The organism is Oceaniglobus roseus, from assembly GCF_002869745.1.
In the GTDB taxonomy this organism is placed as follows: domain Bacteria; phylum Pseudomonadota; class Alphaproteobacteria; order Rhodobacterales; family Rhodobacteraceae; genus Oceaniglobus; species Oceaniglobus roseus.
Genome location: NZ_PNOS01000007.1, coordinates 1 through 21217, shown reverse-complemented (window position 1 = coordinate 21217; position 21217 = coordinate 1). Strand labels below are relative to the sequence as shown.

Sequence of the window (21217 nt, the reverse complement as noted above, 5' to 3'; positions counted from 1 at the left end):
CGGGTTGCGTCGGCGCGCGCTTGGCCTTTAAACAGGGCCGAAGTCCAGCAACGGGAACACTCTCCATGCGCCGCGTCGTCGTCACAGGACTGGGAATCGTCTCGTCCATCGGGAACAGCGCCGAAGAGGTGCTGGCCTCGCTCCGGGCGGGCAGTTCGGGAATCGAGGCCTCGCCCGAAATGGCCGAGCACGGCTTCCGCTCGCGCGTCGCGGGGACGCTGAAGATCGACGTCGCCGACCACGTCGAGAAGCGCGCGCTGCGTTTCATGGGCCCCGGCGCCGCCTACGCCTACATCGCGATGCGCCAGGCGATCGAGGACGCGCGGCTGGGCGACGAGCACATCGTGAACCCCAGGACCGGCCTCGTCGCGGGCTCGGGCGGCCCCTCGACCTCGGCCATGTTCGCCGCGCACCAGTCGGTGCTGAACACCGATGCCACGAAGCGGATCGGCCCCTTCGCGGTGCCGAAGTGCATGTCCTCGACGATCTCGGCCAACCTCTCGACCGCGTTCAAGATCAAGGGCATCAACTATTCCATCACCTCCGCCTGCTCGACCTCGCTCCACTGCATCGGCAACGCGGCCGAGCAGATCATGATGGGCAAGCAGGACGTGATGTTCGCGGGCGGGGCCGAGGAACTGGACTGGACCCTCTCCTGCCTGTTCGACGCCATGGGCGCGATGTCGTCGAAGTACAACGACACGCCCGCGAAGGCCTCCCGCGCCTTCGACGCCGGGCGCGACGGCTTCGTGATCTCGGGCGGCGGCGGCATCGTCGTGCTGGAGGAGCTGGAGCACGCGAAGGCCCGCGGCGCGAAGATCTATGCCGAGGTCACGGGATACGCCGCCACCTCCGACGGTCACGACATGGTGGCCCCCTCCGGCGAGGGCGGCGAGCGGGCGATGCGGCTCGCCCTCCAGTCGCTGCCCGAGGGCCGGAAGGTCGGCTACATCAACGCCCACGGCACCTCGACTCCCGTCGGCGACGTGGGCGAGATCCAGGCCGTGCGCCGCGTCTTCGGCGAGGGCACGACGCCCCCCGTCTCGTCCACCAAGTCGATGACCGGCCACGCGCAGGGCGCGGCCGGCGCGCTCGAGGCGATCTTCTGCCTCCTGATGCTGGAACACGATTTCATCGCCCCCTCGATCAACGTCGAAACCCTGGACCCCGCCCTCGACCCCGACGAGATCGCCACCGAACGGATGGACGACGCCGGGCTCGACACGGTGATGACCAACAGCTTCGGCTTCGGCGGCACGAACGGCTCGATGCTGCTGTCGAAGTATAACGAGTAGGAAGGACCGAGGCACATGGGCGATCTGATGAAGGGCAAGCGCGGGCTGATCATGGGGGTCGCGAACTCCCATTCCATCGCCTGGGGCATCGCCTCCGCCATGGCCGCCGAAGGGGCGGAACTGGCCTTCTCCTACCAAGGCGAAGCCTTCGGCAAGCGGGTCGAACCGCTGGCCGCCAGCGTCGGCAGCTCGTTCCTGCTGGATGTCGACGTGACCGACGACGCCTCGATGGACGCGGCCTTCGAGCGGCTGACGACGGAATGGGGCAGCATCGACTTCCTGGTCCACGCCATCGCCTATTCCGACAAGAACGAACTCACGGGCCGGTTCATCAACACCACGCGCAAGAACTTCTCCCACTCCCTCGCGATCAGCTGCTACAGCTTCATCGACGTGGCGAAGCGCGCCTCGCAGATCATGCCGGAGGGCGGCACGCTCATCACCCTGACCTACCAGGGGTCGAACCGCGTCACCCCGTTCTACAACGTCATGGGCGTCGCCAAGGCCGCGCTGGAATCGGCCGTCCGCTACCTCGCGAACGACCTCGGGCCGCAGGGCATCCGCGTCAACGCCATCTCGCCCGGTCCGATGAAGACGCTGGCCGGGGCCGCGATCGGCGGCGCCCGCCGCACCTTCCGCCAGACCGAGGCGAACGCGCCGCTGCGCGCCAACGCCACGCTCGAGGCCGTGGGCGGCACCGCCGTCTACCTCGCCTCCGACGCGGGCCGCTGCACGACCGGAGAGATCATCCGCGTCGACGGCGGCTACCATGTCCTCGGCATGCCCCAGCCCGAGCACATCTGAGGCGCCCGCGCGCGGTCTCTCCGCGACGGGCGCTGCGCGCAAACGTCTCTCGATTCCGCTTGCCCGTTCCCCGCGGCGCGACCTACCCTTGCGTCAGGTCCGGAAGCGCAGCGCGGCACGAATGTCCGCGCGGCGCGCCCGGTCCCGCTTCCGGCGCGGCCTCCTCCACTGCGCGCCCCATTTTACGACAAGACATCTTCACCCGACCGATTTCGGAGAGTTTCATGTTTCGGAATGTCATTCTCGCCCTCGCCCTTGGCACGCTCCCGGCTCCCCTGCCGGCGCAGCAGTGGAACCAGCAGGCCTATTACATCGCCTGGATCGGCCCCGAGGACATGCGCAATTCGCGCGGCCAGCCCGTGACCTCGCTCGGCGGCGTGATCCAGCAGGACCGGGCCAACTTCCACCGCTTCGGCCTGCGCCACCCCCAAGACGAAGGCGATCCGGTCTTCGCCGACCAGGCCACACGCGCGCGCATCCCGCAGATGGTCGCGGCGGGCGGCAACGACCGAGGCAGCCTCGCCGCCATGGCCCGCAGCGGCCGGCCGTTCGGGGTCGGAGTCTTCGTCTGCGGCAACGGCAACACGCCCTCGGTCATCTACCTCCACGGATTCGGAGAGGACCACTCCGGCTGCTTCTGACCCCGGATTACGTCGCTGCGCGTTGCGCCGGACTGGGGATCGCGGTGGACCGGATCGCATGAAGGCGGCGGATGCCACGCCTTCATGCGACCGGCGGGCATGCGGACTTCTCGAGAAGTCCGCGCCGCTTTTCTTGAGAAAAGCGGCTCCCGGCCCCGTGCGATCGTGCGGGGAAAGCGAAAATCTGAAGATTTTCGTCACCGCTTTTCTTCAGAAAGGCGGGCCCGCGGCCCGCAGCGGCAGACAGGACACCCGGCCCTGCGGGGAAGGATCCCGAAGAAAGACCCGCAGGGCGCGCTCGCGCCTTGCGGGTCCGGACGCCGGGGCGGACCCGGCGCAAATGTTCGTGGGACGGGGGGCGGACGGTGTCCGCCGCCGATGCCCGCCTCAGGCGGCCCGGGAAATCCCGACGATCTCGACCGCGAAGGTCAGATCCTTGCCGGCCAGCGGGTGGTTCGCGTCCAGCATCACCGCGTCCTCGGTGACGTCCGCCACCACGACCGGGATCGCCTGGCCGTCGGGCGTCTGCACCTGCAGCTGCGTGCCGACCTCGGTCGGGATGTGGTCGGGGAACTGCGCCTTCGGCACCGCCTGAACCCGCTCGGGGTGATGGTCGCCATAGGCTTCGCCCGCGGGGATCGTCACCGTCTTCTCCTCGCCCTCGGCCATGCCCTGCACGGCGGCGTCGAGGCCGGGGATGATCTGGCCCGAGCCCAGTTCGAACTCGAGCGGCGCGCGGTCCTTGCTGGAATCGAAGACCGAACCGTCCTCCAGCGAACCGGTGTAATGCATCTTGATCGTGTCGCCTGCCTTGGCCTGTGCCATGGTATCTCCTTTTCAATTCGCATCGACGACGGGCCGCGCCTCGGCCCGCCAAAGTCGGGACGCAAGGTTTCAAATCGAGTCGCGGATGTAAACCCCACCCCCGGAAATCGTGAGAATCCGCAGAAATGCGGCCAATCCGGCCCTGCAGCCACATGTCGGGCCGACAGCGCGCGCACCGCCTTTCCCCCGCCCGCCCGCTGTGGCACCGTGCGGGCGAACCGCACACGGGAAGGCCCCATGCCCATCACCACCTGCATCTTCGACGCCTACGGCACCCTCTTCGACGTCAGCGCCGCCGCCCGCCGCGCCGCGTCCGAGCCCGGGCACAGCCAGCTGGCCGACCACTGGCAGACCCTCGCCCGCGACTGGCGCCGGAAACAGCTGGAATACAGCTGGCTGCGCGCCATCACCGGCGATCACTGCGACTTCTGGAAGGTGACGCAGGACGGGCTCGACTGGGCGCTGGAGGCGGCCGGGCTCACCGATCCCGCGCTGCGCGACCGCCTTCTCGCCCTTTACTGGGAGCTCGAGGCGTTTCCCGAGGTGCCCTTGATTCTGAAGGCGCTGAAGGACAGGGGAAAGACCTGCGCCATCCTGTCCAACGGCTCGCCCGAGATGCTGAAGGCCGCCGTCGACTCCGCGGGCCTCGACGACCTGATCGAGGACAGCCTCAGCGTGGAAACCGTCAGGATCTTCAAGCCCGACGCGCGGGTCTACAACATGGTCGGGCAGCGCTTCGGCTGCGCGAAGTCCGAGGTGCTGTTCGTCTCCTCCAACGGCTGGGACGCCGCTTCGGCCGCCGCCTACGGCTTCACCACCGCCTGGGTGAACCGCGCGGGAGAACCCGTCGACCGCCTGCCCGGCCGTCCGCACCGAATCCTGAAGGACCTGAAGGACATCCCGGAGCTCGCCGCCTGATGCCCCGCTTCCAGACCTCCGACGGCCTCACGCTCCACTATACCGACACCGGCATGTCCGGGGGCACCGGCACGCCCATCCTCTGCCTCGCCGGCCTCACCCGCAACGGCACCGATTTCGACCACGTCGCGCCCCATCTGTCGGCCAACCGCCTGATCCGTCTCGACTACCGCGGACGAGGGCAGTCGGACTGGGCGGATCCGAAGTCCTATACCCTGACCCAGGAGGCCTGCGACACGATCGAGATTCTCGACCACCTCGGACTGGAGAAGACCGCGATCCTCGGCACATCCCGCGGCGGCCTGCTCGCCATGATGCTGGCGTATTCGCACCGGCCCCGCCTCCTCGGCGTCGCGCTGAACGACATCGGCCCCGAGATCGCGCCCGAGGGCCTTGCCGTGATCGGCGGCTACATCGGCCGCAACCCCGCCGCGAAGACCCATGCCGAGGCGGCGAAGCTGATGTCCGAACGCATGGCCGGGTTCCGGGACGTGCCCGCAGGCCGCTGGGAAGAGGAGGCGAAGAAGCACTATGTCGCCACGCCCGACGGTCTGACGATCAACTACGACCCCGCCCTGCGCGACGCCTTCCAGGCCTCCGGCGACCAGCCCGCGCCGGACCTCTGGCCACTCTTCGACGCCATGGCGGGCCTGCCCCTCGCCCTGGTCCGCGGCGCCAACTCCGACCTGCTGACAACGGATACGGCCGCGAAGATGCGCGCCCGCCGCCCCGACATGATCTTCGCCGAGGTGCCGGGGCGCGGCCACATTCCCTTCCTCGACGAACCCGAGGCGCTCGACGCCCTCCAACGCTGGACCGAACTCCTGTGAACATAGAGAAGATCCGTGCCGCCGCCGCCCGTGCCGAAGGCCACATCCGCCGCACGCCGCTGCTGTCCTCCCCCGCGCTCGACGCCATCGCGGGGCGCCGCGTCTGGGTCAAGGCGGAATGCCTCCAGCACACCGGCAGCTTCAAGGCCCGCGGCGGCTGGGCCGCGGTCTCGGCCCTGAGCGACGCGCAGCGGAGCGCCGGGATCATCGCCTATTCCTCCGGCAACCACGCCCAGGGCGTCGCCCGCGCCGCCCGCGCCATGGGCGCACCGGCCGTCATCGTCATGCCCGCCGACGCCCCGAAGGCGAAGATCGACGGCACCCGCGCCCTCGGGGCCGAGGTCGTCCCCTATGACCGCGCCACCGAGGACCGCGATGCCATCGGCGCCCGCCTCGCGGCCGAACGCGGGCTGACCCTGGTCAAGCCCTTCGACGACCCCGAGGTGATCGCAGGCCAGGGCACCACCGGACTCGAGATCGCGGCGCAGGCCGCCGAATCCGGGATCGGCGCGGCCGACGTGCTGGTCTGCTGCGGCGGCGGCGGGTTGACCTCGGGCATCGCGCTGGCGCTCGCCGCCGAGGCGCCCGACCTCAGCGTCCGCCCGGTGGAGCCGGTGGGCTTCGATGACGTGACCCGCTCCCTCGCCGCCGGCGAGATCCTCTCGAACGACCGCCTCTCGGGCAGCATCTGCGACGCGATCGTGACGCCGCGCCCGGGAGACCTGACCTTCCCGATCCTGAAGCGCCTCTGCGGTCCCGGCATCGTCGTGCCCGACGAGGACTGCCTGCGCGCCATGGCGCTGGCCTTCACGCATCTGAAGCTGGTGCTGGAACCGGGCGGCGCCATCGCCCTTGCCGCGGCGCTGTTCCACGGCAGTCCGCAAGACGGCGACGATGTCATCGCCGTCGCCTCGGGTGGCAACGTCGATCCGGCGATGTTCGCGCGGGCGCTCGAAATGGTCTGAAGGCACTCGAAGACTGGCAGCTCAGGTCGGGCGCCTTGACCCTGGGTCAGGTTTTCCGGACTTACCGGCTGACCGGCCCAGGGCGACACTGGGTTCAGGGCGCAGCCTGACCGCCGCGCCGATCCCGGAGACTTCGATGACCGATCTGCTGTTCCGCCCCGCGCCGCTGGTCCTGATCTCCGCCCTCGGCTATGCGGGGGCCACGCTGGCGATGAAGGCGAGCGCACACAGCCCGGCCCCCGCCCTCCTCGCACTGGTCGCGTTCTGCCTCGGCACGGCCGTGATGGCCGAGATCGCGGCGATGCGCAGACTGGCGCTCGGCGTGACCTACGTCACGATCCTCGGCCTCGAGACGCTCGCCGTCCTCGCCGCCGCCTGCCTCCTCGGCGACCAGTTCGGCCCGCGCGAGATGCTGGGCGGCGCCTGCATCCTGCTCGGCACCCTGATCCTCGCCGCCTGACGACCCTTCCCGCCCTTGCCAAGCCGGGAGGGATCGCGCCACAGTCGGTTCCGAGCCTGCAAGGAGCCCGCCATGCCCGTCGCCCAGCTGCACGACATCCACGTCCACTACACGGACGAGGGCGATCCGGCAGGCGCCCCGGTCGTCTTCGCCAACTCCCTCGGCACCGACCTGCGTCTCTGGGATGCGGTGCTGCCGCACCTGCCGAAGGGCCTGCGCCTTGTCCGCTACGACAAGCGCGGCCACGGCCTGACCGATGCGCCGCCCGCGCCCTATCACATGGGCACACTGATCTCGGACGCCGAGCGGCTGATCGACCACCTCGGGATCCGCGACTGCCTGTTCGTCGGCCTCTCCATCGGCGGCATGATCGCGCAGGGCCTCGCCGTGAAACGGCTCGACCAGGTGCGCGCCATGGTGCTGTCGAACACCGCCGCGAAGATCGGCACGCCCGAGATCTGGGCCGAACGCATCCGGGGCGTCGAGACGGGCGGCATCGAAAGCCTCGCCGACGCGGTGATGGAGCGATGGTTCTCGAAATCCTTTCGCGCCACGCCCGAGCTGCACCTCTGGCGCAACATGCTGGTGCGCCAGCCCGCCGACGGCTACGCGGGCTGCTCGGCCGCGATCTCGGGCACGGACTTCATGGCGACGACCGCCACCCTCACCCTGCCGACCCTCGCCATCGCGGGCTCGGAGGACGGCTCCACCCCGCCCGACCTCGTGCGCGAGACGGCGGAGCTGGTGAAGGGGAGCCGATTCCAGCTGATCCGCGGCGCGGGCCACCTGCCCTGCGTCGAGCAGCCCGAAGCCTTCGCGGCCGCCCTCACCGGCTTCATGCGCGACATCGGCCATGCCTGACGCGCGCCTCTCTCCCGTCCCCCCGCCTTCTTCTTTGCTGAAATACTCCCGCCGGAGGCATCCCGAACCCGCAACAGGCGCACCCTTCGGAAAGCGAGCGAGCACATGGCGAATTTCCTGCTGATCCACGGTTCCGGCCACGGCGCCTGGTGCTGGCGCGACGTGCTGCCGCTGCTCGAGGAAATGGGCCACGACGCGCGCGCCATCGACATGCCGGGCAGCGGCGACGATCCGACCCCGGCGGCCGAAGTGACGCTGCAGGGCTATGTCGATGCCATCGCCGCGGCGCTCGACGGCTTCGACGGCCCCGTGCACCTGCTCGGCCATTCGCTCGGCGGCGTCGCGATCACCCAGGCCTCCGAAGTGGCCGCGGACAGGATCGCGAAGCTGATCTACCTCTGCGCCTGGGTGCCGGTGAACGGGCAGACGGCGCGGGACATGCGGCAGGCGGCGGGCTGCAAGATGCTGATGGACGCGACGCGGTTCAGCGCCGACGGGCTGACCACCTTCTTCGCCGATCACGAGGTCGAGGCGCTGTTCTACCACGACTGCCCGCCCGAAACCGTGGCCTTCGCCAAGGAACGCCTGCGCCCACAGCCGATCGCGCCCTCGACCACCCCCGTCGCTCTGACCGAGGGCGGCAACGGCGTGCCGCGGGTCTATATCCTCTGCGGCAAGGACCGTGCCATTCCGGCCGCTGCGCAGCGCGACATGACGGAGGGCTGGCGGCCGGGCACGGTGCACCGGCTCGAAACCGGCCATTCGCCCTTCTTCGCGGACCCCGAGGCGCTGGCCGACCTGCTGCACGACATCGCCACCGAAGGCGACGCGGACGCATGACGGCCACCCCTTTCGACAGCGCGATCTTCCGCGACCTGCTGCACGACGCCGCCACCCAGCGGCTGATGTCCGACACCGCCGCGGTGCGCGCGATGCTGCTGGTGGAGGGGACGCTCGCCAAGGTGCAGGGTGCCCGCGGCGTGATCCCCGAGACGGCGGCGAAGGCGATCCAGCGCGCCAGCCTGGAGCTTCAGGTCGATCCCGGCGGGCTGTCCGCCGAGACCGGGACCAGCGGCGTGCCCGTCCCGGCCCTCGTCGCCGCCTTCCGCAAGGCGATGGAGGCGCCCGAGCACGCGCAGTTCGTCCACTGGGGCGCGACAAGCCAGGACATCATGGACACCGCCCTGGTGCTGCGCCTGCGCCAGATGCTGCTGCTGTGGGAGTCGCGCCTCACCGACACGCTGCACGCCCTCGCCGCCCTTGCCGATGCCCATGCCGAAACCCCGATGGCCGGGCGCACCTATGGCCAGATCGCGAGCCCGACGAGCTTCGGGGCCGTCGTCGCGTCCTGGGGACAGCCGCTTCTGCGCCACCTCGACCGGCTGCACGCGCTGCGGCCCCGCCTGCTCTGCGTCTCGCTCTCGGGCGCGGCCGGCACCGCCTCGGCGCTCGGGCCCGATCCGGCGGGACTCAGGGCGGATCTCGCGCGGGGCCTCGGGCTCGACGATCCGGGAGGAAGCTGGCATTCGACCCGCGACACCATGGGCGAGCTTTCGGGCTGGATCGCCGCCGTCACCGGCAGCCTCGGCAAGATGGGCCGCGACCTGTCGCTGATGGCGCAGAGCGGGCGGGGCGAGGTGCGCCTCGGCACCACCGGCGGCTCCTCGACCATGCCGCAGAAGCAGAACCCGGTCGGCCCCGAACTGCTGGTGGCGCTCGCACACCACGCGGCGGCGCTGAACACGGCGATGCAGGGCGCGCAGGTCCACGGCCAGCAGCGCGATGGCGCCGCCTGGTTCACCGAGTGGCTGAGCCTGCCGCCGATGCTGATGGCCATGGGCCGCGCTACGGCGCTGGCCCTCGACATCGCGCAGACGACCGCCCCGGAGCCCGAGGCGATGGCCCGGCAGATCGACGACGGAACCGGCCTCATCTGGGCCGAGGCCCTGTCCTTCGCGCTCGCCCGCCGGATGCCCCGCCCCGAGGCACAGGCGGTGCTGAAGGCGCTCTGCCGCGAGGCGCAGCAGACCGGCGCCGCCCTGCCCGACCTGATGCACCGCGACCACCCGGGGCAGGACTGGCGCGCCCTCTGCACGCCTTCGGCCCAGCTCGGCACCGCTCCCGGGGAGGCGCGGCAGTTCGCCCGCGCCGCAAGGGCACTGGCCAAAGTGAACCCACCGGTTTAGCGTTCGCCGGCCACCAGCCGGAGCCTTGGATGCCCTCGCGCCTGCCCCTCGTCTTCATCCTGATCACCGTGGTGATCGACGCCATGGGGATCGGGCTGATCCTGCCGGTGATGCCGGCGCTGATCGAGGAGGTGAACGGCGGCTCGCTGGCCCAGGCGGCGGTCTGGGGCGGGATCCTGTCCTTCGCCTTCGCGGTGATGCAGTTCCTCTTCGGCCCCACCGTCGGCAGCCTGTCGGACCGGTTCGGCCGCCGCCCGGTGCTGCTGGTCTCGCTCGCCGTGATGGCGCTCGACTATCTCGTGATGGCGCTGGCGGGCTCGATCTGGCTGCTCCTCGCGGGGCGGATCCTCGGCGGGATCACGGCGGCGACGCAGTCCACCGCCTCGGCCTTCGTGGCCGACATCACCGAGAAGGAGAAGCGCGCCGCCCGCTTCGGCCTGATCGGCGCGGCCTTCGGGGTGGGCTTCGTCCTCGGCCCCCTCCTTGGCGGTGTGCTGGGCGAGATGGGGACGCGGGCACCCTTCTACGCCGCCGCCGCGCTCGCCACGCTGAACCTCGTCTTCGGAATGTTCATCCTGCCCGAGACCGTGACCGACCGCACGCGCCGCGCCTTCTCCTGGGCGCGCGCCAATCCCTTCGGCGCCTTCCGCCACATCGGCGCGCTGCCGGGCGTGGGGCGACTGATCGCCATGTTCTTCCTCTACCAGGTCGCCTTCTTCGTCTACCCGTCCGTCTGGGCCTATTACACAGAGGCACGGTTCGGCTGGGCGCCGGGGATGATCGGGATCTCGCTCGCCTCCTTCGGCATCTCCATCGCGCTGGTGCAGGGGGCGCTGATCGGCGTCATCCTGAAGCGGCTCGGCGACCGCGGGACGGTGATCTATGGCCTCTGCTTCAACTTCTGCGCCTTCCTCGCCCTGGCGCTCGTCACCGATGGCACGGTGGCGCTGATCCTGACGCCGCTGACCGCGCTCGGCGCCGTCGTCACGCCCGCGCTCCAGGGGATCATGTCGCGGACCGCACCCGACGACTCGCAGGGGGAGCTGCAGGGCGTCCTGTCCTCCACCGCGGCGCTGGCGATGATCGTCTCGCCGCTGCTGATGACCCGCGTCTTCAGCGCCTTCACCGCCGCCGATGCCCCCGTCCACCTGCCCGGCGCGCCCTTCCTCGTCTCGATGGCGCTGATGGTGGCCTGCGGCGCGGTCTACCTGACCCGCCGCGCCCCTGCCCCGGCGTAAGTCGCCCGGACGACGTCGTTTTCCGGCTTGCAGGCGCGTCCGCCCCGCCGCAGGCTCGCCGCAAAACCGGAGACCGACATGCCCAGGATCAAAGCCGCCGTCTGCCACGAATTCGGCCAGCCCCTCACCATCGACGAGGTCGAGCTGCGCGCCCCCGAAGGCCGCGAGGTGGAGGTGACGCTGGCCGCCTGCGCCATCTGCCACTCCGACATCACCTATATCGACGGCGGCTGGGGCGGCTCCCTGCCCGCGGTCTACGGGCACGAGGCGGCGGGGCGGATCTCGGCCATCGGGCCGAACGTGCAGGGCTGCAAGGTGGGCGATCCGGTAGTGGTCACGCTGATCCGCGCCTGCGGCACCTGCCCCTCCTGCGCCTCGGGCGCGCCGGTGGCCTGCTCCACGCCCTACGACGGCGACCTCGGGCCGCTGAAGACGGCGGACGGCGGCAAGCTGCACCAGGCTATGGCGAGCGGCGCCTTCGCCGAGAAGGTGGTGGTGGACCAGAGCCAGATCGCGCTGCTGCCCGCCGACATGCCGATGGAGGCCGCGTCGCTCCTGGCCTGCGGGGTCATCACCGGCGTCGGCGCGGTGGTGAACGCCGCCGGTCTGCGCCCCGGGCAGGACGTGGTGGTGATCGGCTGCGGCGGCGTCGGGCTGAACGCGATCCAGGGCGCACGGATCGCCGGGGCGCGGCGGATCGTGGCGGTGGACATGAGCGAGACGAAGCTTGCCATGGCGAAGGAGTTCGGTGCCACCGACGGCGTGCTGGCGACCGCCGAGCGGCCCTGGGACGCGGCGATCGGCGCCATGGGCCGGGGCGCCGACGCGGTGATCGTGACGGTGGGCGCCGTGCCCGCCTACGAGGCCGCGCCGCGCTACCTGGCCCGGGGCGGCAAGGTGGTGATGGTCGGGATGCCCCATTCCGGCGCGATGGCGAGCTACGAGCCGGTGATGCTGGCGGCGACGGGACAGGGCATGGTCGGCTCGAAGATGGGCGACGTGGTGATCCAGCGCGACATCCCGTGGATGGTGGACCTCTACCGGCAGGGCCGCCTGAAGCTCGACGAACTGATCTCAGGGCGCTGGCGGCTCGACCAGATCAACGAGGCCATCGCCGACACCAAGACCGGCGGCGCGCGGCGCAACGTCATCGTCTTCGGCGAGGCCTGAGCGCGCCCTCAGCTTTCGTAGCGGGTGGAGCCGCGGCGGTTGGTGTCCACCGGAAGGTCGGCATGCAGCGGCTCGTGGGCGCGCTGCGCGCAGGCCTGGCGGGTGCAGACGTGGCAGTTGATGCCGATCCGCGCCACGTTCGCCTCGTCCTCGGGGTTGAAGGCGGCGGCATAGCCGATGCGCCGCACATGCGCCCGCTCGCAGCCGAGCGTCACGACAAGGCGGCGGTCCTGGCTCACCCGGCTGACCACGGGGCGGTCGGTGGTGCGGCTGATGGTGAAATACTGCCCCGCATCCGGCAATTCGACGAACTGCGGCACGATCACGCCGGGCGCGGCGAAGGCGCTGTGGATGTTCCAGACCGGGCAGGCGCCGCCCTGCTCGGCTAGGGTGAAGGCGGTGGCGTTGAACCGCTTGGTGACGTTGCCCGCCCGGTCGATCCTGAGGAAGAAGAACGGCACCCCCTGCGCCCCCTGCCGTTGCAGCGTGGTCAGGCGCTGGCACGCCTGCTCGAACGAGACGCCGAAGGTCGCGGCGATGCGGTCGATGTCATAGGCGGTGGCCTCGGCCAGCTCCAGCATCGCGTCGTAGGGCATCAGCAGCGCGGCGGAGAAGTAGTTCGCCAGCTCCACCCGGCAGCGCGCGCGCCCGGCGTCGGATGAGATCCCGGCGTCGTTGGTCAGGTCGTCCAGCAGCTCGCCGCACCCCGCCAGCGCCAGCACATGGGCCAGCTGGAAGTTGCGATTCACCTGGTCCAGCGCGGCCGAGAGCAGGACCTGCCCCTTCTCCGCCTGAAACAGGCGCAGGGTTCCCGTCATGTCGCTTGGATCCCGCACGGCGACGTCGATGCCGTGGGCCTCGCGCAGGTGGCGCTTGAGGTTGCCGTAAAGGTCGTCGGGCGCCCCGCCGATGGCGGCGCGGGCGGCGTCGGCGGCGGCTTCCAGCGCCTCGAAATGGTTCGAGTGGTCGCGGAAGAAGTCGTGGATCATCGTCTCGGGCGAGGCCACGATCATCTCGGACACCAGGCCGCTGGCGGAGAGCCGCAGCATGTTGTCGAGCAGCTTGCGGTGATTCTGGTAAAGGTGCAGGAACAGCTCGACCAGCCGCGGCGCGTGGTCGAGGGCGGCGCGCAGTTCTTGGAGGTCGGGCTCCAGCCCCGCGAAGGCCGGGTCGCGCACCGCGCCGCGCAGGTCGGCCAGCCGCACGCCCTCGTTGCTGTTGACGAGCTTGCGCCAGTCGACGCCATAGGCCTCGGTCAGGGCCAGCAGCATCTTCACCGACAGACTGCGCTGGTTGTTCTCCAGCAGGTTCACATAGGCCGGGCTCACCCCCAGCTGCTGCGCCATCTCGGCCTGGGTGTGGTTGCGGGCGCGCCGGAGCTGGCGCAGCTGGGAGCCGACGAGGGTCTTCTTCATGTTTACAAGTTTACACTATCGCGATCTGTGTGCGCAAGAATTAACATGTGGACCCGGTTTATCGTGCAACTTTCTTTCCTTTTGCTTAGGTCATCCATATTGAAAGTGACCCGAGGCACAACGGCTTCCGCCAGCAGCGTCCCGGGTCAGCGCAAACGTCTGAGGGAGGACATTACATGGATTACAGCTTCATCCGCCGGTTCCGTCTGTCTGTCGCGGCCGTCGCCGCCCTTGCCGCGGCCGCCCCCGCGACCGCCGCGGACTGGTCGCCGCAGAAGCCCGTGGAGATGGTCATCATGGCCGGCACCGGCGGCGGCGCCGACCGGCTGGCGCGGCTGTTCCAGTCGATCATCCAGAAGGAGAACCTGTCGAAGATGCCGGTCCTGCCCGTCAACAAGGGCGGCGGCTCGGGCGCCGAGGCGCTGCGCTATCTGAAGGACAAGCAGGGCGACGACCACGTCATCATGGCGACGCTGAACAGCTACTACACCACGCCGCTTCGCACCGACATCGGCGTCGACATCGAGGAGTTCACGCCGCTCGCCCGCATGGCGCTCGACACCTTCGTGCTTTGGGTGAACGCCGACAGCGAGATCCAGACGCTCGACGACTACGTGGCGGCGGTGCAGGCCGCGGGCGACAGCTGGAAGATGGGCGGCACCGGCACCGGCCAGGAGGACAGCCTGGTGACGGCGATGCTGGAGCAGGAGTTCGGCATCAAGATGACCTACGTGCCCTTCGACGGCGGCGGCGACGTGGCCAAGGCGCTGGTCGGCGGCCACATCGACTCGAGCGTCAACAACCCCTCCGAGGCGATCGGCTTCTACAAGGCGGACAAGCTGCGCCCCATCGCCACCCTGACCGCCGAGCGGATCGAGGCCTTCCCCGACACCCCGACGATGACCGAGCTTGGCCACCCGCTGGAATATACCATGCAGCGCTCCTTCGTGGCGCCCGGCGGCATGTCGCCCGAGGCGGTCGCCTATTACACCGAGATGTTCGACAAGCTGAACCAGTCCGAGGAATGGCAGAAGTACACCCAGGAGAACTCGCTCGACGCCGACTACATGACCGGCGACGAACTCCAGGCCTATTTCCTGAAGGAGCGCGACAAGCACGCCGCGCTGCTGAAGTCGATGGGCGAAGGCTCGTGATCCTCTCCCGCACGGCCTGAGCCCGGCGAGCGGGGCAGCCCTGCCCCGCTCCCTCCCCTGCCCCTCTCCGCATCCGGACCAAAGACGATGATCACCGCAGACCGACTGATCGCGGCAGCCCTGATGGTGCTGTCGGCCTATTTCATGTGGCACGCCACCGTTCTGCCCATCGGCTGGAACGGGCGGACGGGGGGCCCCGGCGGCGGCGCCTTCCCGTTCTGGCTCTCGGCGGGGATGTTCCTGGCCGCGGGCGGGATCCTGCTGCGCTCCCTGCGCGGCCGCTCGCAGTATTCCGGCAACTTCTTCGACCCTGAGACGCTGCAATCGGTCGTGCAGGTGGTCATCGCGCTGATCGTCACGGTCGCCCTGATCCCCTGGCTCGGCGCCTATGTCGCGCTGCCGCTGTTCCTGGTCTGGTACCTGCGCATCTTCGGCGGCCACGGCTGGCTTCTGACCGGCATCATGGCCATCGCCTCCCCCGTGGCTCTGTTCTTCTTCTTCGAGGTCGCCCTGCAGATCCTGCTGCCGAAGGGCCTGACCGAGCCGTTCTTCATCCCGCTCTACGCGATGTTCTTCTGAGGCCGCCCCCATGGACCTGCTCACCTCCCTCGCCGACGGCTTCGCAACGTCGCTCACGCCGCTGAACCTGCTGATCGTGCTGATCGGCGTGACGGCGGGGCTGTTCATCGGCGCCATGCCCGGCCTCGGCTCGGTCAACGGGGTGGCCATCGTGCTGCCGCTGACCTTCATCGTGCCGCCGTCCTCGGCGATCATCCTGCTGGCCGCGATCTATTACGGGGCGATGTACGGGGGGGCGATCAGCTCGATCCTGCTCGGCATCCCCGGCGCCTCCACCGCCGTCGCAACGACCTTCGACGGCCGGCCCATGGCGCAGCAGGGCAAGGCGGGGCTGGCGCTGATCGCCGCCGCCACCGCCTCCTTCGTCGGCGGCACGATCTCGGTGATCCTGTTCACCCTCTTCGCCGCCCCCCTCGCCGACCTCGCGCTGGCCTTTGGCCCGGCCGAGGAGTTCGCGCTGGTGCTGCTGGCCTTCACCACCTTCGTCGGCCTCGGCGGCGACGACGTGCTGAAGACCATCGTGATGATCTGCCTCGGACTTGCGCTGTCGACCGTGGGGCTCGACCTGATCTCGGGCCAGCCTCGGCTGATCTTCTTCGACCAGCCCGGCTTCTATTCCGGCATCTCCTTCCTCGTGCTCGCCATCGGCGTCTACGGCATCGGCGAGGTGCTGCACACGATCGAGACCTCGAAATCCGCCCCCGCCGTCACCCCCGCAAAGCTGACCTTCAAGGAGCTCGGCGCGGGGCTGAAGGAGATGAACAGGCTCTGGAAGACCATGTCCTTCGGCTCGCTCATCGGCTTCTTCGTGGGCATGCTGCCGGCCGCCGGCGCCACCCCCGCCGCGCTGATGGCATACGGCCTCGCCAAGGTGACGTCGAAGAAACCCGAGACCTTCGGCAAGGGCAACATCGAGGGCGTCGCCGCGCCCGAGACCGCGAACAACGCCGCCTCCACCGGCTCGCTCCTGCCGATGCTGACGCTGGGCATCCCCGGCTCGCCCACCACCGCGCTGCTGCTCGGCGGCATGGTGATGTGGGGGCTGGTGCCGGGGCCGATGCTGTTCATCGAGCAGAAGGATTTCGTCTGGGGCCTGATCTCGTCGCTCTACACCGCCAACGTCGCCGCGGTGGTCGTGAACCTGGCGCTGATCCCGGTCTTCGTCTGGGCGCTCCGGATGCCGTTCACCGTGCTCTGCGCGGTGGTGCTGGTGCTCTGCATCGTCGGCGGCTACGCGCCCAGCCAGAAGATGCACGACGTCTGGCTGATCGTCGTCTTCGGCGTCGGCGGCTACCTGTTGCGGAAGGCCGACTATCCCATGGCGCCGCTGGTCCTCGCCCTGGTCCTCGGACCCCTGATGGAGAAGAGCTTCCGCCAGACGCTGATCGCCGAACAGGGCAACGTGCTGGCCTTCGTCGAGCGGCCGCTCTCCGCCAGCTTCCTCGCCGTCAGCGCGATCTTCTTCCTGCTGCCCCTCCTGAAGCACGCGCGCCGCCCCGCCACGGGCAGGAGCACCGGCTTCGCCGACGAACCGGCGGAATGAGGAGGACGGGTCCATGGCGCTGAAGAACATCCTCGTCGCGATCAACGGCCAGCGCGGCTCGGACGCCGCGCTCGCCGGGGCGGTCAGCCTCCAGCGGCACTACGACGCGCATCTGACCGGGCTCTTCGCCCACGGCGGCTCGTCCCTGTCGCACCATGTGAAGCCCTGGATGCCGAAGTCGGTGCAGGAGGCGATCCTCGAGGCCGACACCCGCTCGCACAGCGAGGTGCGCAGCCGGTTCGAGCAGATCTGCGCGCCGGTGCCGAAGGCGCAGCGGCACTACATCGACAGCGGCGGCCCGGTGCAGCGCACGGTCGCGGCCTACGCCCGCCTGTTCGACGTGACCGTGGTCGGCATGCACGACAGGAACAGCGAATACGGCCAGAGCCATACCGAGATCTACCCCGACCGCGTCGCCTTCGACAGCGGCCGCCCGGTGCTGATCTTCCCGCCCGACCATGCCCGCGACATCTTCGGCGGCCGCGCCGTGGTCGCCTGGGACGGCGGGCGCGCGGCGGCGAGGGCGCTGGCGGACGCGATGCAGATCCTCGAGACCGGAAAGTCGGTCGAGATCGTCTCGGTCGGGCGCGCGCCGTTCCAGAACTCGCTGCCGGGGGTCGACGTGGCCCAGGTGCTCGACCGTCACGACATCGATGTGACGGTGACCGAACTGCCCCGCGACCGCCGCTCGATCGCCGACACGCTGGTGGAGCATTGCGGGGCGGTGGGCGCCGGGCTGCTGGTGATGGGCGCCTACGAGCATTCGCCCCTGCGCGAGGGACTGATCGGCGGCGTCACCCACGACATCGCGCTGCGCGCCCGCCTGCCGGTGCTGATGAGTCACTGACCCCTGCGCCCCCGGAGCGGGAAACCGCCCCCGATCCCCCTTGCGCAGCCGAGGCGAAAACCCTAAGACACGCGGCAGCGGCGGGTTGGCGGAGAGGTTACGCAGCGGATTGCAAATCCGTGTAGACCGGTTCGATTCCGGTACCCGCCTCCAGAGCATTACCACTTAGTGAAATAATAGGCTGCCCCGAAGCCCGTTGGCCTTTCGACCTTGAAGCTTTTCGTTTTCGTGCGCGGAGGGATCCCCACCCGGACAAACCCCTTAAGTGCAGGTCACCGCTTTTGGGCATTGCCCGTCAACAGAGCCGCGACTCACCGCCGCCATTTCCCTCAGTTGCCCGAAACGGAATTGGTGGGACTTCTCTCGGCATACCTTGCTGCCGTGACAGCTTTGGCACTATCTAGCCACGCAGGCAGCGGAATGGTCGTGTTCCTTCTGGACTCAACGAGGAGCCTGTCGGGACCAATTTAAAGGGAAGCTGTAATGGTAAAAAATTGGGCGAATGACGAGGATAGAAGACAGTTCCGGGTGATGATGAGCCTGATGGGACGCTTCCTCGCCATCTGGCCGGAAACGACCGTACAGCAAGTCCAGATCTTCTCCTGGATCGCACTCAACGAGGGTCGAACGCAGCGTGACCTCCGGGCCGCTCTCGACTTGCCCTCTTCATCGGCATCGCGGAACATCGCGCTGCTCTCCAAGCTTCACCGCCTCGGGAAGCCCGGAATGAGTCTGATCGAGTGGGTGGACGACCCCGAGGACCGCAGGGCCAAGCTCCTGCAACTGACCCAGAAGGGTCATTCCCTCGTCGCCAACATTTTAGACGACCTCCGCTAGGGACCAAGTATTTTTACCCATAACGTCCACTTACGGAAAATCACGCAGAACGAACGGACCACCTCCATCCGCATCGCCCGCCGCGCGATCCTCGCCGTCCGCGGGAACCTGGGAAAGCGCCGCCATCGGTGGCATAGTGAGTTGAGCTACGGCTGCGCCCGAGCAAACTAGGGGTTTTTCCCCTCAGTTGGCTTCGAAGTGGCCTGAAATCGGTGGCAGGAAATGGCCTACGGCCACATTGAAGCTCGCGTCATCATGCACTCCCACTTCGGCCTCGCGGCCATCGAACGGGCGCTTCAGACCCGCGTGGACGAGGAGGGTGCGGTGCTGTCATTGCGGTCCTTACACGCGACCCCCGCACCCTCTGAAAGGAACCCGCTGCATGCGCCTCCACACCACCATCCTCGTCTCCCTCGTGGTCTCCACCGCAGTCACCATCGCCTACTCCTACGTCGAGCAGATCGCGCGTTACGACGATGCCTCGGAGGCGGCTGCCGTCTGTGCCCACCAGAATGGCCGTCTGGTCCTTGTCCACGGGGGCCGCTGGGTCTGCCTCGACCGCCGCGCTTTGATCCCCAATCCGGCCAAGCTCTAGGGTCACCAGTGACATGAGGCGGTGACACGGATGTCATCAACAGTGCCTCCACCTCATCCCCCCGGGTCTTTCCACGCTTCCGCCGCTCTCCAAGGCGGCCGGGGATCGCATGGCCTGAAGCTCCCGGCGTCAGCTTTCTTCGGTATCCCTTGAAAAGGCCGCGCGGGCTCCTCCTCGCGGCCCTGTTCATTGTCGGCGGTGAACCGCTGGAAATGACGTGGGGTCAGACCGTCTGGAACAGCCCCCGAGAACCGACCGGGCGCGGCAGCGGGTTCAGGGATCGAGCGCGCCGCGATGCCTGCTTCCCCGCGCCTGCGTCCCTCGCGGCATGCCTTCGCAAGGCATGAGAGCCGGACGAAACCGTGGGCGCGTCGGGCTGGAACATTTACGCAAACCTCCGGTTCGAGGACCTGAAAGCAACAGGCCCGGAGACTGACCATGCGCACGATCATCTACGTTGTCGGCCTCGTGGTGATCGTCCTGGCGATCATCGGCTTCCTCAACTGATCAAGGACGAAAGACATGACCTCGAACGACATGCCCGGACACGGCCCCGCCGACGCGGCGGGTGCCTCGACCGAGACCCGCGGCAGCGCCCGCGACGACCTGAAGGACCTCCGCCACGACGCCCGCCGCGAGGCGCACGGCCTGGCCGAGGGCGTGCGGGACCACCTGCAAGACCGCGCCGAGGATGCCCGCGACAGCGTGGCCGACGAAGTCTCGTCGGTCGGAGAGGCGCTGCGGACCGCCTCACAGGAAATGCGCCGCGGCTCCCTCCAGGAGCAGGTCTTCGCCACGATGGCGGACTCCCTCGCCGACTTCGCGGATTCCATGAGCGGACGGGACCCGGACGAGCTGGTGCGCAGCGTCAGCAGCTTCGGCCGCCGCAATCCCGTGGCCTTCCTCGGCGGCGCGACGCTGCTCGGCTTCGCGGCGAGCCGGATGGCGCGGGCGTCCTCCCGGCACCCGGAGTCGACCCACCGGCACGACGGGATGCACACCGACGCGGCGCCGCACTGCACCGCGGAGGCGGGCAGCGGCGGCCCCCTCGGCCGGACTCCGCTGTCGGATACCGGAGAGGTGTGAGCCATGGAGCCCGAACGCGGAACATCGACCGCCACCCTCCTCAGCGACACCGTCAACCAGGCGACGGACCTGTTCCGCGCGGAACTGGATCTGGCGCGCGCCGAGGTCGGCCAGCAGATCCGCGGCGCGGTCGCGGCCATCGGCATGATCGTGGCCGCGGCTGCGCTGTTCCTGACGGCGCTCAACGTGCTCGCCGCGGCGCTGACTTCGGGGGTGGCCGAACTCGGGCTGGATCCGGGCTGGGCGGCCGTCGTGGTGGGGGCGGCGTTCGGCCTGATCGGCTGGGCCCTGCTGGCCCGCGGCATGCATGGCCTGAACCGCGCCACCCGGACGCCACGCCGCACCGTGGAGAACATCAAACGCGACGCAGACGTTGTGAAAGGAACCTGAAATGCCCAGTGAAACCCGCACACCCGAAGACATCGAACGCGACCTCGAACGACGGCGCTCGAACCTGTCCCGTTCCATTGACGAGATCCAGTCGCGGATCTCGCCCGATGCCCTGATGCATGAGCTTGCCGACGGCGTGCAGACCTACGGCAAGGCCCTGAGCCGCTCGATCGGCCACACGGCGCAGCACAATCCGGTCGGCCTGACCCTGGTCGGCGCGGGGCTGGCGATGATGATGTTCGGCCGGTCGCACCACGACGACGACGACGACCACGACCGCGCCGCTTATCGCGCCCGCCGGCCCGCGTCCTACGACCGCGACCCGCTGTACGGAGACCGCGACCGCGACCGCGGCATCGACGGCGGCGGCGCCCTGCGTCGCACCGACACCTACGGCAGCGCCGCCTCCCGCGCTCCGGGCGGCGGTTCGGGCCGCCTGACGGATCCGGCCTGGATGTACGCGCTGGACGACCCGGACGAGACCGATCGCGATTTCGCTGCCGACGACGACAGCGACGAGGGGCGCCTTTCGCACATGCGCGACTCCGCCGCGCGGCGGGCCCGGCCCGCGCGCGACC

General features: G+C 69.3%; 23 protein-coding genes and 1 tRNA gene. 22 read left to right on the top strand and 2 right to left on the bottom strand.

Annotated elements, in window-relative coordinates; genetic code table 11:
* Nucleotides 1-65: 65 nt before the first annotated feature.
* From fabB to A7B20_RS05225, 3 genes are all read left to right on the top strand, one after another.
* Nucleotides 66-1295: a beta-ketoacyl-ACP synthase I gene (fabB, locus tag A7B20_RS05235; RefSeq protein ID WP_102107505.1), complete on the top strand. Its 1230-nt coding sequence runs from the start codon at nt 66-68 to the stop codon at nt 1293-1295.
* A 15-nt stretch (nt 1296-1310) separates the two neighbouring features.
* Entirely contained in the window at nt 1311-2099 is a 789-nt protein-coding gene (locus A7B20_RS05230) for an enoyl-ACP reductase FabI (RefSeq protein WP_102107504.1), read from the top strand.
* Nucleotides 2100-2323: 224 nt separating this feature from the next.
* Entirely contained in the window at nt 2324-2740 is a 417-nt protein-coding gene (locus A7B20_RS05225; protein WP_102107503.1) for a hypothetical protein, read from the top strand.
* Nucleotides 2741-3127: 387 nt separating this feature from the next.
* Here A7B20_RS05225 and A7B20_RS05220 read toward each other — a convergent pair whose 3' ends face one another.
* Entirely contained in the window at nt 3128-3565 is a 438-nt protein-coding gene (locus A7B20_RS05220) for an FKBP-type peptidyl-prolyl cis-trans isomerase (protein ID WP_102107502.1), read from the bottom strand.
* 237 nt (nt 3566-3802) lie between these two features.
* Here A7B20_RS05220 and A7B20_RS05215 point away from each other — a divergent pair, with 237 nt between their 5' ends.
* The 9 genes from A7B20_RS05215 to A7B20_RS05175 all read left to right on the top strand — a co-directional run bounded on the left by A7B20_RS05215 (nt 3803) and on the right by A7B20_RS05175 (nt 12193).
* Nucleotides 3803-4483 (top strand): haloacid dehalogenase type II, encoded by a 681-nt coding sequence (locus tag A7B20_RS05215; RefSeq protein ID WP_102107501.1) that lies wholly within the window; start codon nt 3803-3805, stop codon nt 4481-4483.
* On the top strand, nt 4483-5313 hold the full coding sequence (locus A7B20_RS05210; protein ID WP_102107500.1) for an alpha/beta fold hydrolase: 831 nt from the start codon (nt 4483-4485) through the stop codon (nt 5311-5313). Before A7B20_RS05215 ends, A7B20_RS05210 begins: the two co-directional genes overlap by 1 nt.
* A complete protein-coding gene (locus A7B20_RS05205; RefSeq protein ID WP_102107499.1) occupies nt 5310-6278 on the top strand; it encodes a threonine ammonia-lyase in 969 nt (322 codons plus the stop codon). The genes A7B20_RS05210 and A7B20_RS05205 overlap by 4 nt, the downstream gene beginning before the upstream one ends.
* A gap of 136 nt (nt 6279-6414) precedes the next feature.
* Nucleotides 6415-6738, top strand: a complete 324-nt coding sequence (locus tag A7B20_RS05200; protein ID WP_102107498.1) for a hypothetical protein — start codon at nt 6415-6417, stop codon at nt 6736-6738.
* A gap of 72 nt (nt 6739-6810) precedes the next feature.
* Entirely contained in the window at nt 6811-7599 is a 789-nt protein-coding gene (pcaD, locus tag A7B20_RS05195) for a 3-oxoadipate enol-lactonase (RefSeq protein WP_102107497.1), read from the top strand.
* Nucleotides 7600-7704: 105 nt separating this feature from the next.
* On the top strand, nt 7705-8439 hold the full coding sequence (locus A7B20_RS05190; protein ID WP_102107496.1) for an alpha/beta fold hydrolase: 735 nt from the start codon (nt 7705-7707) through the stop codon (nt 8437-8439).
* Nucleotides 8436-9785, top strand: coding sequence for a lyase family protein (locus tag A7B20_RS05185; RefSeq protein WP_102107495.1), 1350 nt, complete (start codon nt 8436-8438; stop codon nt 9783-9785). Before A7B20_RS05190 ends, A7B20_RS05185 begins: the two co-directional genes overlap by 4 nt.
* Before the next feature lie 29 nt (nt 9786-9814).
* On the top strand, nt 9815-11023 hold the full coding sequence (locus A7B20_RS05180; RefSeq protein WP_102107494.1) for a TCR/Tet family MFS transporter: 1209 nt from the start codon (nt 9815-9817) through the stop codon (nt 11021-11023).
* A 78-nt stretch (nt 11024-11101) separates the two neighbouring features.
* Nucleotides 11102-12193, top strand: a complete 1092-nt coding sequence (locus A7B20_RS05175; RefSeq protein WP_102107493.1) for a zinc-binding dehydrogenase — start codon at nt 11102-11104, stop codon at nt 12191-12193.
* A gap of 8 nt (nt 12194-12201) precedes the next feature.
* Here the strand turns inward: A7B20_RS05175 and A7B20_RS05170 are convergent, their stop codons facing one another.
* On the bottom strand, nt 12202-13608 hold the full coding sequence (locus A7B20_RS05170; protein ID WP_102107492.1) for a helix-turn-helix domain-containing protein: 1407 nt from the start codon (nt 13606-13608) through the stop codon (nt 12202-12204).
* 176 nt (nt 13609-13784) lie between these two features.
* Here A7B20_RS05170 and A7B20_RS05165 point away from each other — a divergent pair, with 176 nt between their 5' ends.
* The 10 genes from A7B20_RS05165 to A7B20_RS05115 form a co-directional block, all read left to right on the top strand.
* Nucleotides 13785-14762 carry a tripartite tricarboxylate transporter substrate binding protein gene (locus A7B20_RS05165; RefSeq protein ID WP_102107491.1) on the top strand — a complete coding sequence of 326 codons (978 nt, stop codon included), beginning with the start codon at nt 13785-13787 and terminating at the stop codon, nt 14760-14762.
* 87 nt (nt 14763-14849) lie between these two features.
* Nucleotides 14850-15341, top strand: coding sequence for a tripartite tricarboxylate transporter TctB family protein (locus A7B20_RS05160; RefSeq protein WP_102107490.1), 492 nt, complete (start codon nt 14850-14852; stop codon nt 15339-15341).
* A gap of 10 nt (nt 15342-15351) precedes the next feature.
* Nucleotides 15352-16884 (top strand): tripartite tricarboxylate transporter permease, encoded by a 1533-nt coding sequence (locus tag A7B20_RS05155; RefSeq protein ID WP_102107489.1) that lies wholly within the window; start codon nt 15352-15354, stop codon nt 16882-16884.
* A gap of 13 nt (nt 16885-16897) precedes the next feature.
* Nucleotides 16898-17731 carry a universal stress protein gene (locus tag A7B20_RS05150; RefSeq protein ID WP_102107488.1) on the top strand — a complete coding sequence of 278 codons (834 nt, stop codon included), beginning with the start codon at nt 16898-16900 and terminating at the stop codon, nt 17729-17731.
* 79 nt (nt 17732-17810) lie between these two features.
* Nucleotides 17811-17884: transfer RNA gene (locus A7B20_RS05145), tRNA-Cys, on the top strand.
* 330 nt (nt 17885-18214) lie between these two features.
* Nucleotides 18215-18568, top strand: a complete 354-nt coding sequence (locus A7B20_RS21545) for a MarR family winged helix-turn-helix transcriptional regulator (RefSeq protein WP_342747219.1) — start codon at nt 18215-18217, stop codon at nt 18566-18568.
* A 382-nt stretch (nt 18569-18950) separates the two neighbouring features.
* Nucleotides 18951-19163 carry a hypothetical protein gene (locus A7B20_RS05135; RefSeq protein ID WP_102107486.1) on the top strand — a complete coding sequence of 71 codons (213 nt, stop codon included), beginning with the start codon at nt 18951-18953 and terminating at the stop codon, nt 19161-19163.
* A gap of 522 nt (nt 19164-19685) precedes the next feature.
* Entirely contained in the window at nt 19686-20249 is a 564-nt protein-coding gene (locus A7B20_RS21185; protein WP_157937603.1) for a hypothetical protein, read from the top strand.
* A gap of 3 nt (nt 20250-20252) precedes the next feature.
* A complete protein-coding gene (locus A7B20_RS05120) occupies nt 20253-20639 on the top strand; it encodes a phage holin family protein (RefSeq protein WP_102107483.1) in 387 nt (128 codons plus the stop codon).
* A gap of 1 nt (nt 20640) precedes the next feature.
* The coding region (locus A7B20_RS05115) for a DUF3618 domain-containing protein (protein WP_157937602.1) at nt 20641-21217 on the top strand (577 nt) is incomplete at its 3' end.